The sequence below is a fragment of the Streptomyces sp. MUSC 14 genome, assembly GCF_001866675.1.
GTDB lineage: Bacteria > Actinomycetota > Actinomycetes > Streptomycetales > Streptomycetaceae > Streptomyces.
On record NZ_MLYN01000049.1, the window covers coordinates 76,947 to 89,037 of the forward strand.

Sequence of the window (12,091 nt, forward strand, 5' to 3'; positions counted from 1 at the left end):
GGCACCGCGGCCGGCGTTCACCTCGGCTCGGCGCCGGCCGACTCGACCGACCGCCAGATCCGGTCCGGCAGGACCAGCGCGGCCTCGTCCAGGTCCACGTCCCCGATGCCGGACAGCCAGCGGCGGGCGACCGCGGTCACCGGCCCGAGGACCAGCGACTCGATCAACGGCCCGGACAGCGGAGCGATCTCGCCGGCGTCCACGTACCGCTGCGCCCACTGCGCCAGCGGCGACAGCCGGGCCTCCTGCGCGTCCCGCAGCCGCTGCCCGTCGGCCATGCCCTGGCGGTCGGCGTAGGCGGAGTGCAGGAGCCGGGCGGCGTCCGGGTGCTCCTGGACGAAGCCGAAGTAGGCGCCGATCAGGGCCCGGATGCCCGTGTGGGCGGTACGGGTCCCCTCCAGGGCCTTGAGCAGCTCGCCCAGCAGCCGTTCCAGCCAGCGCATGACCAGGGCGTTCAGCAGCCCGTCGAGGCTGCCGAAGTGGTGGTAGAGGCTGCCGAGGCTCACCCCGCTCGCCTTCGTGACGGCACCCACGGTCAGCCCTTGGTCGCCCGCCTGCGCGTACACGCGCAGGGCGGCGTCCAGGACGGTCTCCACGGTCGCTTCACCGCGTTGTTGTTTCCGGCTCATACTGGAATGATTTTCTAGAAAGATATTTTAGAACGGTGCTCTGCCGCACCACACTGGTGGTGCCCATCCTCACACCCGGGAGCCGCGCATGTCGTCACCTCAGTCGCCTCAGTCGCCTCAGCCGTCCCAGCAGCCGAAGCAGGGCATCGCCTGTCTGGGGGTGCTCGGGGTCGTCGCCCTTGTCGTGATCCTGCTGGTCGTGATCAACCGCGGCGGTGGCGGTTCGTCCGACGACGCCGACGCGTCGCCGTCGCCGTACGTGCCGAGCAGCGCCCCGTACACGCCGCCGGGCGACCCGTACACACCGACCACCGACCCGTACGCCAGCGGCGACCCGTACAGCAGCCCGAGTCCCGAGCCCAGCCCGTACACCTCGGGCACCTGCCTGAACGGAACCCTGCCGGACTCCACCACCGCGCAGTCCGTCAGCGGTGTGGAGGAGGTCTCCTGCTCCGCGTCCGACGCGCACTACAAGGTCATCGAGACCGTCCCGCTGTCCACGGACCTGAGCCGCTGCAACGGCAACCCCCGGACGCAGTACGCCTTCTCGTACCGTTACACACTCAACGGCGCGACGATCAACTCCTACGTCTACTGCCTGGTGGGCCTCGGGTCGTACGCGCGCTGACGAGCGGGTTGCCGGAAGCCGACTGAGCCACAGGGGGAAAGAGTTGAACGGGGAACAGGTCGGGGTCGAGCCGCTGGAGGACGGAGATCCACGGCGGATCGGATCGATCCCGCTGGTCGGACGTCTCGGGGCCGGTGGCATGGGGCGGGTCTACCTCGGTGTGCACGACGGGAAGTACGCCGCCGTCAAACAGGTCCTGCCGTCGGTCGTCGGCGAGGACAAGGACTTCGTCCGCCGCTTCGGACACGAGCTGGACAACCTCTCCCGGCTGCCCGCGGGCGCCGCCACGCCGCTGCTCGCCGGGGACCGGGACGCGCTGCCGCCGTGGTTCGCCACCGCGTACGTGCCCGGGCTGACCCTGCGCGAGGCGGTCGACGCGCACGGCGGCCCGCTGCCGGCCGCGTCGCTGTGGCTGCTGCTGCACCGTGCGGCGGCCGGACTGGCGGCGGTGCACGAACTGGACATGGTGCACCGGGACGTCAAGCCGTCCAACGTCATGCTGACCCTCGACGGCGTCACCCTCATCGACTTCGGCGTCGCCCGTGCCGCCGAGCAGAGCCAGCTGACCCGGACCGGCATGGTGGTCGGCACCCCGGCCTACATGTCGCCCGAACAGGCCTCGGGGGCACGGCGGCTGACCGGCGCCGTGGACGTCTTCGCCCTCGGGTCGGTGGTGGCGTACGCAGGCTCCGGGCGCCCGCCGTTCGGCGACGAGTCCGGGCACGCCGTGCTGTACCGCATCGTGCACGAGCGGCCCGACCTGGACGAACTGCCCGCCCTGGACGCGGAGTTGGCCTCGGTCGTCGCCTCCTGCCTGGACAAGGACCCCGAGGGCCGGCCCACCGCGGCCGAACTCCTCGACCTGACCGCCGCCCACGCCCCCACCGGCACCCCGCTGTGGCCGGCCGCCGTCACCGAACACCTCGAACGGCGGGCGGAGTTCGCGGCGCGGGTGCCGGAGGCGGGGGAGGTGCCGGAGGTGCCCGAGGCGCCCGAGGTCGTCGTCCGGCCCGAGGCGGGGCAGCGGCCGCCGGAGCGGGGGCGGCGGCGCAGGCGGATCGTCCTGGCCGTCGTACCGATCGTCGTCGGCGCCGGTGTGACGACCCTGGCCTTCCAACTGGCCCCGTTCGCCACGGACGCCCGCGGGAACGGCGCCGCGGGCACGCCCGGCGTGTCCGTCTCCGCGTCGGCCGATCCCGGCCCCGGCGTCTCCTCGGCGAGCCCCTCCGGCTCGTCCCCGCCGTCCGGGAAGGGCTCGGCCTCGGCCTCGTCCTCCTCCTCGTCCTCTCCGACGGCCGGGGAAGGCGGAGGGAAGAAGGGCGACGACGCGGGCAGCAACGGCGATGCGAAGAGGGGCCAGGGCGGTCACCAGGGGACGGGCGGTTCCGCAGGAGGAGCCGGGAGCAGTGGGGGCGGTGGGGCCAACTCCGGTTCTGCCAGCGGCGGTTCGGGCGGCTCGTCCGGCGGGAGCAACGGGTCCGGGTCCGGCTCGGGGTCCTTCCGCCTCAAGAACGGCGAGAACGGCACGTGCCTGACCCAGGTCTACGGCTCCACGGCCCTCGGCTCCTGCTCGGACGCGACCGCCGACTGGACCTTCCGCAGCGCCTCCGACGGCAGCGTCAAGGTCGTCAACGTCTCGACCGGCGCCTGCCTGAGCGCCAACGGCAACGGTCAGGCCGTCTTCGTCGGCGACTGCTCGCAGGGCGGCGCCAATCTGCGGTGGGCGACCGGCTCGGGCGACTCCCTGCGCACCGTCTACGACGGCGGCTGCCTCGACCTCGCCTTCGGAGGCGGCGTGAACGAACAGACCTGCCGGTCAGGGGCGTCCTCGCAGAGCTGGGCGAGGACGTGACCCCGTCTCCGTAGCAGCGGCTAGCCGCTGATCATGCCGATGATCGCGCGCACCGCCTCGGCGACCGGTTGGCCGACCGCGCCGACGGTGCTCGCGATCCCGGCGATCGCCATCAGCGCGCCCCGCCGCTGCTGTGCGGGCACGTCGGCGTCGGGGGTCAGGGCGGGCAGCGAGTCGTCCAGCAGTCGGGCGTCGGGCGCGGAGACCCGGGTGCGCAACTCGCCGATCAGCCGGTTGAGTTCGGCGAGGGCCGCGACCAGCGCCGGGTCCTGCTGTCCGGCGCCGGCGGTTCCGTAGTTCCGGACGATGCCCGTGTTGCCCTGGCCGCCGTGCATGTTCACGTTGTCGCCGTAGTAGTAGTTGCTCGTCATCCGCTGATCCCCACGTTTCCGTTGCCGCCGTACATGTTGACGTTGTCGCCGAAGTAGTAGTTCTTCGGCGAGAAGTGCAGGCTCTCCACCGTCACCTTGAACTCGGTGTCCGGATGGTCGATGGCGTACGAGATCTGGCCGACGACCTGGTCCAGATACTGCGGCGTGCGGCTGGTCACCAGCGCGGTGGAGGCGCCCGAGGTCTCCACCGCGAGGACGTGGTGGTCGGAGGCCAGCAGGACCGAGAGCAGCTCGGTGATGAAGTAGATCTCGGCGGCGACGGCCGCGACCCATATGAACGCGACGTAGCCGTTCGCGCCGGAGCTGTCCCCGCCGGCTCCCGCGAACAGTCCGGGCAGCATCGCGAGGAACCCGACGATCAGCATCCCGCCGGTGTTCCGCAGGAACCGCAGAACCGCCTCCCTGCGTTTGGGGCGCAGGACGAAGGTGTAGACGCGGGCGATGTTGTGCAGCGGGTACACGGCCGCGCCGATCCAGAGGATCCGCTTGCTGACCCGCAGCTCGACACTGACGGCGGCCGGCTGCCGGGGCGGTGCGGGCACGTCCGGCATGTACGCCGCAGAGGCGGGCGGAGCGGACGGGACGGGTGGTGGAGTGGCGGGCGTCGGCGGTCGATCCTGAGCCGGTTGCATGTCTGTCTGTCCCCCAGCGGCCAAGCGGTTTCTGTTGTCTCAGCAACAACCATTAACCACAGGTCAGTTGGGGTAAGGCAAGCCGTTATGGGCAGTCGATCCGGGGCGGTCACTCGCCGCTCGGGTCGTTCTTCTTCCCGAGCGACTTGAGGAACTCGGGGTTGTCGTCGGGGGCGACCCAGGGCGCGGCGGTGTCGCGACGCCCCGCCGCGAAGGGGGCGGACGCCGTACCGTCCGCCGTCCGCCGCGCCCGGCCGGTGATCAGCCAGGCGACCGGACCCACCAGCACCTCGCCGAAGAGCAGGATGATGATCACCCACACCACCTTCGGCAGATGCCGCACCTCTTCCTCGGGCGTGTTCAGACAGTCCACGAAGGCGTAGATCCACAGAGCCAGGACCAGCAGGAACGGCAGATACCTGAGCATGGCGTGCGATCCCCCGACGAGTGCGATACGGCCCCGGTGACCGGGCCAGAGTAGCGGGTGGCCGATACTGGGACGCATGGCTTACGACGATCTTCGCTCCCTGCTGCGCGCGCTGGAGCGCGAGGGGGACCTCAAGCGCATCAAGGCCGAGGTCGACCCGTATCTGGAAGTCGGGGAGATCGTCGACCGGGTGCAGAAGTCCGGCGGGCCCGCGCTGCTCTTCGAGAACGTGAAGGGCTCGGCGATGCCCCTCGCGATGAACGTCTTCGGCACCGACCGGCGCCTGCTGAAGGCGCTGGGCCTGACGTCGTACGGCGAGATCTCCGAGAAGATCGGCGGGCTGCTGCGGCCCGAACTGCCGCACGGCTTCGTCGGGGTGCGTGAGGCCTTCGGGAAGCTCGGCGCGATGGCTCACGTACCGCCGAAGAAGATCAAGGAAGCCCCGGTGCAGGAGGTCGTGCTGCACGGTGACGAGGTCGACCTCGACCGGCTCCCGGCGCTGTTCACCTGGCCCGACGACGGCGGTTCCTTCTTCAACCTGGGGCTGACCCACACCAAGGACCCGGAGACGGGCATCCGGAACCTGGGTCTGTACCGCCTCCAGCGCCACGACAAACGCACGATCGGCATGCACTGGCAGATCCACAAGGACAGCCGCAACCACTACCAGGTCGCGGCGCGCAAGGGCGAGCGGCTGCCGGTCGCCATCGCCTTCGGCTGCCCGCCCGCCGTGACGTACGCCTCCACCGCCCCGCTCCCCGGCGACATCGACGAGTACCTGTTCGCCGGGTTCATCGCGGGCAGGCGGATCGAGATGGTGGACTGCAAGACGGTCCCGCTCCAGGTGCCCGCGAACGCCGAGGTCGTGCTGGAGGGCTGGCTGGAGCCGGGCGAGATGCTGCCCGAGGGCCCCTTCGGCGACCACACCGGTTTCTACACGCCGCAGGAGCCGTTCCCGGCGCTGACGATCGACTGCGTGACGATGCGCAGGCGCCCGCTGCTCCAGTCGATCGTGGTCGGCCGCCCGCCGACGGAGGACGGCCCGCTCGGCCGCGCCACGGAGCGATTCTTCCTCCCGCTCCTCAAGATCATCGTCCCGGACATCGTGGACTACCACCTGCCCGAGGCCGGCGGCTTCCACAACTGCGCGATCGTCTCGATCGACAAGAAGTACCCGAAGCACGCGCAGAAGGTGATGCACGCGATCTGGGGGGCGCACATGATGTCCCTGACCAAGCTGATCGTGGTCGTGGACGCCGACTGCGACGTCCACGATCTGCACGAGGTCGCCTGGCGGGCCCTCGGCAACACGGACTACGCCCGCGACCTCACGGTCGTCGAAGGCCCCGTCGATCATCTCGACCATGCTTCCTACCAGCAGTTCTGGGGTGGCAAGGCGGGGATCGACGCGACGAAGAAGTGGCCGGAGGAGGGCTACACCCGGGACGGCGGCTGGCCGGACATGGTCCTGCCGGACCCGGACACGGCGGCGAAGGTCGACCGCCGCTGGAAGGAGTACGGCCTGTGACCACCGCCGCTGTCCAGCCGCCGGGACGCACGAAGGCCTTCCTGCGCCTGGTGATGATCGAGCACTCGGTCTTCGCGCTGCCCTTCGCCTACATGGCCTCGCTGACCGCGATGTACGAGTGGGACAGGAACATCCACTGGGGCCGGCTGCTGCTGGTCACGATCTGCATGGTCGGCCTGCGCACGTTCGCGATGGCGGTCAACCGGATCATCGACCGCGAGATCGACGCCCGTAACCCGCGCACCGCCCACCGCGAACTCGTGACGGGCGCCATGTCGGTGCGGCACGCCTGGACGGGCGCCCTGATCGCGCTGGTGGTCTTCCTGGGCGCGGCGGCCCTGCTGAACCCGCTGTGCCTGGCCCTGGCACCGGTGGCCGTCGTCCCGATGGTGGTCTACCCGTACGGCAAACGGTTCACGAACTTCCCGCAGGCGATCCTTGGCCTCGCCCAGGCGATGGGCCCGGTCGGCGGCTGGCTCGCGATCTCCGGCTCCTGGTCCTGGGAGGCGGTGATCCTCGGCCTCGCCGTGGGCATCTGGATCGGCGGGTTCGACCTGATCTACGCCTGTCAGGACGTCGAGACCGACCGCGAGATCGGCGTCATGTCGGTCCCGGCCCGCTTCGGTGTCCCGGCCGCGATCTGGGGCGCCCGGGTGTGCCACACGATCACGACGGCCCTGTTCGTCTGGTACGCCCTGGCCACGCACGCCGGCGCGTTCTTCTGGCTCGGCCTGCTGGTCGTCGCGGGCGCCTTCGTCTACGAACACCGCATCGTCCGCCCCCACGACCTGTCCCGCCTCAACAGGGCCTTCTTCTCGGTCAACGGCTTCATCGGCATTGCCCTGTTCGTGTGCGCGCTGCTCGACCTGCTGGTTCGGGGGCTGGGCGGCTGAGGCGCAGCGCGCCACCCGGCCTGAGCTGTCCCCGACCCACCGGTACGCTCAAGGTGTGAACGCAGGAGAAACGCAGCGCGCGCCTTGGATCGTGGGGGTGTCCGGAGCTTCCGGAACGCCGTATGCGGCTGCCGTGCTGCGGGCGCTGCTGGCGGCGGGGGAGATGGTCGACCTGGTGGTCAGCCGGGCCTCGCGGCTGACGCTGCTGGACGAGACGGGGATCTCGTTCCGGGACGCCCACTGGCAGGACGACCTGCGCGAATGGCTGGCCCGGGGGGCCGACGGCAAGCCCGGGACCTTCGACGTGGACGTCAGCGGGGTGCGGTACTGGAGCGCGGGGGACCTCGCGGCCGGGCCGTCCTCGGGGTCGTACCCGGCGAAGGGCATGCTCATCGTGCCCGCGTCCACGGCCTGTGTGGCGGGTGTCGCGCTCGGGCTCTCCAAGGACCTGCTCCAGCGCGCGGCGAGCGTCACCCTCAAGGAACGCCGGCCGCTGGTCGTGGCCGTACGGGAGACCCCCTTGAACGGCGGGACCCTGCGGCACCTCGTCGCGCTGGACGACGCCGGCGCCCAGGTGGTGCCGACCTCGCCCGCCTTCTACGCGGGCGCCACCCACATCCAGGACCTGGTGGACTTCGTCGCCGGGCGGGTGCTGGACGCGGCGGGCGTCGGGCACGGCCTGTACCGGCGCTGGACGGGCGAACTGGGCGGCGGATCCGCCGGTTAGCGGGCCGGGCGCGGTACCCACTCGGCACAGCACTACCTCTCATCAACTCGGAACTCTTCACCGGAAGGCTTCGATCGCATGGACGCGGTGGACAGGCAGCTCATCCAGGCTCTGCGGGAGAACGGCCGGGCCTCGTACGCGGAGCTGGGGCGCCTCGTCGGACTGTCGGGACCCAGCGTCACCGACCGCATCAACCGGCTGGAGGCGGCCGGTGTCATCACCGGCTACCGCGCGACGGTGAACGCGGCCCAGCTCGGCCTCGGGGTCACCGCGCTGATCGGCATCTCGCTCTCCGACGCCGCCGACCACGAGGACGTCGCCCAGCGGGTCCGGGACCTGCCGGAGATCGAGGACTGCTGGTTCATCGCCGGCGACGACTCGTTCATGCTCAAGGTGCGGGCGGCCGACGTCGACGGCCTGGAGCGGATCATCCGGCGGCTCAGCGGGACCAAGGGCGTCTCCCGGACCCGTACCACCATCGTGCTCTCCACCAAGTGGGAGAACCGGGTCGGAGAGCTGCCCGAAGAGGTGTGAACCGCAGGGCGTACGGTGGGGTCGGGTTTCGTAGAAAGGTGTTGGCATGGACGTCGGGCTCAAGCGCGAGCTGGAGGAGAAGGTCCGCTCCGGTGAGCGGCTGACCCGCGAGGACGGCATCGCGCTGTACGAGTCGGACGACCTGGCCTGGCTGGGCGGTCTGGCGCACGAGGTGCGGACCCGCAAGAACGGTGACGTCGTCCACTTCAACGTCAACCGGCACCTCAACATGACCAACGTGTGCACGGCGTCGTGCGCGTACTGCTCGTTCCAGCGCAAGCCGGGCGAGAAGGACGCGTACACGATGCGCATCGAGGAGGCCGTGAAGCTCGCGAAGGCGATGGAGTCGGAGAACCTCACGGAACTCCACATCGTCAACGGGCTCCACCCCAATCTGCCGTGGCGCTACTACCCGCGCTCCCTGCGCGAGCTGAAGGCCGCCCTCCCGCATGTGTCGCTCAAGGCCTTCACGGCGACGGAGATCCACCACTTCGAGACGATCTCCGGCCTCACCGCCTCCGAGATCCTCGACGAGCTGATCGACGCCGGTCTGGAGTCCCTGACCGGCGGCGGCGCGGAGATCTTCGACTGGGAGGTCCGTCAGCACATCGTGGACCACCGCACCCACTGGGAGGACTGGTCCCGCATCCACCGGCTGGCGCACGAGAAGGGGCTGAAGACCCCGTCCACCATGCTCTACGGCCACATCGAGGAGCCCCGCCACCGGGTCGACCACGTGCTGCGCCTGCGGGAGCTCCAGGACGAGACCGGCGGGTTCCAGGTCTTCATCCCGCTGCGCTACCAGCACGACTTCGTGGACATGAAGGACGGCAAGGTCCGCAACCGCCTCCAGGCGCGTACGCAGATGGCGACGGGCGCCGAGGCGCTGAAGACCTTCGCCGTCTCGCGGCTGCTCTTCGACAACGTGCCCCACGTCAAGGTCTTCTGGGTGATGCACGGCGTGCAGACCGCCCAGCTCGCCCTCCAGCACGGCGCCGACGACATGGACGGCTCGGTCGTCGAGTACAAGATCACGCACGACGCCGACAACTACGGCACCCCGAACAAGCTGACCCGCGAGGACCTGCTCGACCTCATCCGGGACGCCGGTTTCCGCCCGGTCGAGCGCAACACGCGCTACGAGATCATCCGCGAGTACGACGGCCCGGACCCGGCCCGTCGGGACTCCCCGCAGCCGATGCGGGTGTGACACGGCACGGCTGGTTTTCTGCCTGAAGGGGCATGCGGGTAATAGATACGATGCCTGCATGCCCCTTACTTTTGCGCTCGATCCCGCCATCACCCCCGACCTGCGCGACGGGTTCCTGGAGCTGTGGACGGACGTCTCCAACGCGGGCGGGGCCGTCGGCTTCGTGCCGCCGGTGACGGCGCAGGACATCCGCCCCGAGGTCGTGCGGTATCTCACCCAGCTCGCCGAGGGCCGCACCCGGCTGCTCGCCGGGCACGACGAGGAGGGGCACCTCGCCGCCACGGCCTTCATCACCTTCAACACGCATCCGCTGATGTCGCACTGGGTGTGGCTCTACACGGTGATGGTCCACCCCCGGTACCAGGGCAGGGGCTACGGCCGGGACCTGCTCGCGGCCGCCGCCGACGCGGCCCGCACGCTCGACGGCATCGAGGCGATCAGGCTCACCTGCCGCGGCGGCACGGGTCTGGAACGGTTCTACGGCTCCTGCGGTTACAAGGAGGTCGGCCGGGTGCCCGACGCCATCCGGGTGGCCCCCGGTGACGACCGCGAGGACATCACCATGCTGCTGCCCCTTATGTGACCCCCCTGCATGATCGCCCCCGGGGCGTGCTTCACTGGAACCGACCCTTTTGGAATCGGACGACTGGATTGAGATGCTCCGCTACACGCTGATGCGCCTCGGCGTCTTCGTCGGCTGCCTCGTGGTCGTCTGGGGAGCCGTCTACTCCGGCATCTTCCCGCGCGGTTTCGGCGACTCCAACCTCCTGTGGGTGCTGCTGCTCTCGCTGGTCCTCTCGGCGCCGATCAGCTGGGTCGTGCTGCGCAAGGAGCGGGACCGGGCCTCGGTGCAGATCGTGAACAGGGTCGACCGGATGAAGGCCAACCTGGACGCCAACCGCAGCCAGGAGGACGTGGCCGACGACAGCGCCCGCGCACGGGGCGAGGCGGCCGCGTCCAACTAGTCTTGCCCTCATGGGTGGGGCGAGGACCAGACGGATGCCGCGTGCGGTGCGCGAGCAGCAGATGCTCGACGCCGCCGTACGGACCTTCGGCCGGCGTGGCTACATGGCCGCGTCGATGGACGAGATAGCCGAACTCGCGGGCGTCTCCAAGCCGTTGGTCTATCTGTATCTGAACTCCAAGGAAGACCTCTTCACCGCCTGCATCCGCCGGGAGGCCGACGCGCTGACGCGGGCGGTGCGCGCCGGGGTCGGCCCGGACCTGCCGGCCGACCGCCGGCTGTGGGACGGACTGCTGGCTTTCTTCGCGCACACCGGCGCGCACCCCGACGCCTGGTCCGTCCTGCATCTGCAGGCCCGCACCCACGGGGAGCCCTTCGCGGCCGAGGTCGCCGCGATGCGCACGGAGATCGTCGCCTTCGTCACCGGCCTGGTCGTCGTCGCGGCCCGCGAGGCGCACAGCGACCCCGACCTGCCGGAGGACGAGGTCGCGGGCCTGGCCGAGGCCCTGGTCGGCGCCGCGGAGTCCCTCGCCGCCTGGGCCAACGCGACCCCGGGGGTCACCGCCCGGCAGGCGGCGGCGACGCTGATGAACTTCGCGTGGGCGGGTCTGGACAACCTGATGCGGGGCAACCGCTGGACCCCGCCGCCGGAAGCACCCCGGGGGCGCGGGGAACCGCGCGCGTAACCACGGACCACCCGCGCCCGGCGGCGGAGGCGTACCCCCATGGTGCTCAGCCCGCCGCCCCCGACGGCGCCCGCACCTCCCCGGACAGGTGCAGACGTCCGTCGCCCCGCAGCTCGAACCGGCCGGAGGCATCCGCCCCGTACGTCACCACCCCCGGCAGCAGCACCGGCGCCATGAACCGCGCCCGCACCGCGACGGAGCCGCTCGTGCCGTGGGCGGCCACGCAGCGGGCCACCGTCCACATGCCGTGCGCGATCGCCCTCGGGAAGCCGAAGAGGCGGGCGGTGAGCGGGTGGAGGTGGATGGGGTTGCGGTCGCCGGAAGCCGCGCCGTAGCGCCGGCCGACGTCCCCGGCGAGCCGCCACTGGCCGAGGACCGGGAGAGCGGGCGCCTGCCGCCGTTCTTCCCGGTGGCCCGAGGCGGCCCCCTGCGTACGGTGCCGGGCCAGATACGTGCTGCGGGACTCCCACAACCGCTCGCCCCGCGACATCAGTTCCGTCACCACCGTCGCCTCCGTACCGCGCCGGTGCGGCGCCAACCCCTCGATGTGTACGGCGAGTTCGTAGGCGTCCGTCGCCGGTACGACCCCGTGCCGGACGATGTCGATCGAGGTGTGCACCAGGCCCAGCAGCGGCAGCGGGAACGCGCGGTCGCTCATCAGCCGCATGGCCAGCGGGAAGCCGAGGACGTGCGGGTAGGTCACGGGCAGCCCGCTCTCGCCGGTCGGGAAGCCGCAGACCCGCTCGTAGGCGGCGAGGCGGGACAGGTCGACGCGTACCCCGGGCAGCACGAGCCGGGTGCGCGGGAAGTCGGCGTCGGGGGAGGGGCGTTTGAACGGTGAGCGCAGGGCGCCCGTTATGAGATGCGTCAACTCACTTGTCACGTCCATCCCCCAACTGCTTACTCTGAAGTAAGGTTACCGTCGGTAAGTCTAACGTGAGGCCCTGTCACAAAAACCCCGAGGTTGCACATCCCTGGCCCCGGACCAC

At 70.7% G+C, this 12,091-nt stretch carries 15 protein-coding genes; 10 read left to right on the forward strand and 5 right to left on the reverse strand.

The window, feature by feature from the left end:
* Positions 1-17 precede the first annotated feature (17 nt).
* Positions 18-629: a TetR/AcrR family transcriptional regulator gene (locus BIV25_RS30010; RefSeq protein WP_071375589.1), complete on the reverse strand. Its 612-nt coding sequence runs from the start codon at positions 627-629 to the stop codon at positions 18-20.
* Between the two features lie 88 nt (positions 630-717).
* On the opposite strand from BIV25_RS30010, the gene BIV25_RS53340 reads away from it, so the two are divergent.
* Positions 718-1,257, forward strand: a complete 540-nt coding sequence (locus BIV25_RS53340; protein WP_256256229.1) for a hypothetical protein — start codon at positions 718-720, stop codon at positions 1,255-1,257.
* A 43-nt stretch (positions 1,258-1,300) separates the two neighbouring features.
* The gene (locus tag BIV25_RS30020) at positions 1,301-3,109 is read left to right on the forward strand and encodes a serine/threonine-protein kinase (RefSeq protein ID WP_256256231.1); all 1,809 of its coding nucleotides are present in this window, start codon (positions 1,301-1,303) and stop codon (positions 3,107-3,109) included.
* Positions 3,110-3,129: 20 nt separating this feature from the next.
* Here the strand turns inward: BIV25_RS30020 and BIV25_RS30025 are convergent, their stop codons facing one another.
* The 3 genes from BIV25_RS30025 to BIV25_RS30035 form a co-directional block, all read right to left on the reverse strand.
* Positions 3,130-3,480, reverse strand: a complete 351-nt coding sequence (locus BIV25_RS30025) for a hypothetical protein (protein WP_071375591.1) — start codon at positions 3,478-3,480, stop codon at positions 3,130-3,132.
* Positions 3,477-4,052 carry a DUF6232 family protein gene (locus tag BIV25_RS30030; protein WP_071375592.1) on the reverse strand — a complete coding sequence of 192 codons (576 nt, stop codon included), beginning with the start codon at positions 4,050-4,052 and terminating at the stop codon, positions 3,477-3,479. The genes BIV25_RS30025 and BIV25_RS30030 overlap by 4 nt, the downstream gene beginning before the upstream one ends.
* Positions 4,053-4,242: 190 nt before the next feature.
* Complete coding sequence (locus BIV25_RS30035) at positions 4,243-4,560, reverse strand: PLD nuclease N-terminal domain-containing protein (RefSeq protein ID WP_071375593.1); 318 nt, start codon at positions 4,558-4,560, stop codon at positions 4,243-4,245.
* A 76-nt stretch (positions 4,561-4,636) separates the two neighbouring features.
* Between BIV25_RS30035 and BIV25_RS30040 the strand changes: the two genes are divergently transcribed.
* The 8 genes from BIV25_RS30040 to BIV25_RS30075 all read left to right on the forward strand — a co-directional run bounded on the left by BIV25_RS30040 (position 4,637) and on the right by BIV25_RS30075 (position 11,102).
* The gene (locus BIV25_RS30040) at positions 4,637-6,088 is read left to right on the forward strand and encodes a menaquinone biosynthesis decarboxylase (RefSeq protein WP_071375594.1); all 1,452 of its coding nucleotides are present in this window, start codon (positions 4,637-4,639) and stop codon (positions 6,086-6,088) included.
* The gene (mqnP, locus tag BIV25_RS30045) at positions 6,085-6,981 is read left to right on the forward strand and encodes a menaquinone biosynthesis prenyltransferase MqnP (protein WP_071375595.1); all 897 of its coding nucleotides are present in this window, start codon (positions 6,085-6,087) and stop codon (positions 6,979-6,981) included. The genes BIV25_RS30040 and mqnP overlap by 4 nt, the downstream gene beginning before the upstream one ends.
* 55 nt (positions 6,982-7,036) lie before the next feature.
* Positions 7,037-7,708 (forward strand): UbiX family flavin prenyltransferase, encoded by a 672-nt coding sequence (locus BIV25_RS30050; RefSeq protein ID WP_071375596.1) that lies wholly within the window; start codon positions 7,037-7,039, stop codon positions 7,706-7,708.
* Between the two features lie 78 nt (positions 7,709-7,786).
* A complete protein-coding gene (locus BIV25_RS30055) occupies positions 7,787-8,242 on the forward strand; it encodes an Lrp/AsnC family transcriptional regulator (RefSeq protein ID WP_071375597.1) in 456 nt (151 codons plus the stop codon).
* A 46-nt stretch (positions 8,243-8,288) separates the two neighbouring features.
* Positions 8,289-9,452 carry an aminofutalosine synthase MqnE gene (mqnE, locus tag BIV25_RS30060; protein ID WP_071375598.1) on the forward strand — a complete coding sequence of 388 codons (1,164 nt, stop codon included), beginning with the start codon at positions 8,289-8,291 and terminating at the stop codon, positions 9,450-9,452.
* A 58-nt stretch (positions 9,453-9,510) separates the two neighbouring features.
* Positions 9,511-10,035, forward strand: a complete 525-nt coding sequence (locus tag BIV25_RS30065; RefSeq protein WP_071375599.1) for a GNAT family N-acetyltransferase — start codon at positions 9,511-9,513, stop codon at positions 10,033-10,035.
* 73 nt (positions 10,036-10,108) lie between these two features.
* Complete coding sequence (locus BIV25_RS30070; protein WP_071375622.1) at positions 10,109-10,417, forward strand: DUF4229 domain-containing protein; 309 nt, start codon at positions 10,109-10,111, stop codon at positions 10,415-10,417.
* 10 nt (positions 10,418-10,427) lie between these two features.
* Positions 10,428-11,102: a TetR/AcrR family transcriptional regulator gene (locus BIV25_RS30075; RefSeq protein WP_177235470.1), complete on the forward strand. Its 675-nt coding sequence runs from the start codon at positions 10,428-10,430 to the stop codon at positions 11,100-11,102.
* 46 nt (positions 11,103-11,148) lie between these two features.
* Here the strand turns inward: BIV25_RS30075 and BIV25_RS30080 are convergent, their stop codons facing one another.
* A complete protein-coding gene (locus tag BIV25_RS30080; RefSeq protein ID WP_071375600.1) occupies positions 11,149-11,991 on the reverse strand; it encodes a MaoC family dehydratase in 843 nt (280 codons plus the stop codon).
* Positions 11,992-12,091 lie beyond the last annotated feature (100 nt).

Coding starts and splice junctions, on each gene's coding strand:
- BIV25_RS30010 (WP_071375589.1), bottom strand. CDS start 629: ATGAGCCGGAAACAACAACGCGGTGAAGCGACCGTGGAGACCGTCCTG.
- BIV25_RS53340 (WP_256256229.1), top strand. CDS start 718: ATGTCGTCACCTCAGTCGCCTCAGTCGCCTCAGCCGTCCCAGCAGCCG.
- BIV25_RS30025 (WP_071375591.1), bottom strand. CDS start 3,480: ATGACGAGCAACTACTACTACGGCGACAACGTGAACATGCACGGCGGC.
- BIV25_RS30030 (WP_071375592.1), bottom strand. CDS start 4,052: ATGCCGGACGTGCCCGCACCGCCCCGGCAGCCGGCCGCCGTCAGTGTC.
- BIV25_RS30035 (WP_071375593.1), bottom strand. CDS start 4,560: ATGCTCAGGTATCTGCCGTTCCTGCTGGTCCTGGCTCTGTGGATCTAC.
- BIV25_RS30040 (WP_071375594.1), top strand. CDS start 4,637: ATGGCTTACGACGATCTTCGCTCCCTGCTGCGCGCGCTGGAGCGCGAG.
- BIV25_RS30055 (WP_071375597.1), top strand. CDS start 7,787: ATGGACGCGGTGGACAGGCAGCTCATCCAGGCTCTGCGGGAGAACGGC.
- mqnE (WP_071375598.1), top strand. CDS start 8,289: ATGGACGTCGGGCTCAAGCGCGAGCTGGAGGAGAAGGTCCGCTCCGGT.
- BIV25_RS30065 (WP_071375599.1), top strand. CDS start 9,511: ATGCCCCTTACTTTTGCGCTCGATCCCGCCATCACCCCCGACCTGCGC.
- BIV25_RS30070 (WP_071375622.1), top strand. CDS start 10,109: ATGCTCCGCTACACGCTGATGCGCCTCGGCGTCTTCGTCGGCTGCCTC.
- BIV25_RS30075 (WP_177235470.1), top strand. CDS start 10,428: ATGGGTGGGGCGAGGACCAGACGGATGCCGCGTGCGGTGCGCGAGCAG.
- BIV25_RS30080 (WP_071375600.1), bottom strand. CDS start 11,991: ATGGACGTGACAAGTGAGTTGACGCATCTCATAACGGGCGCCCTGCGC.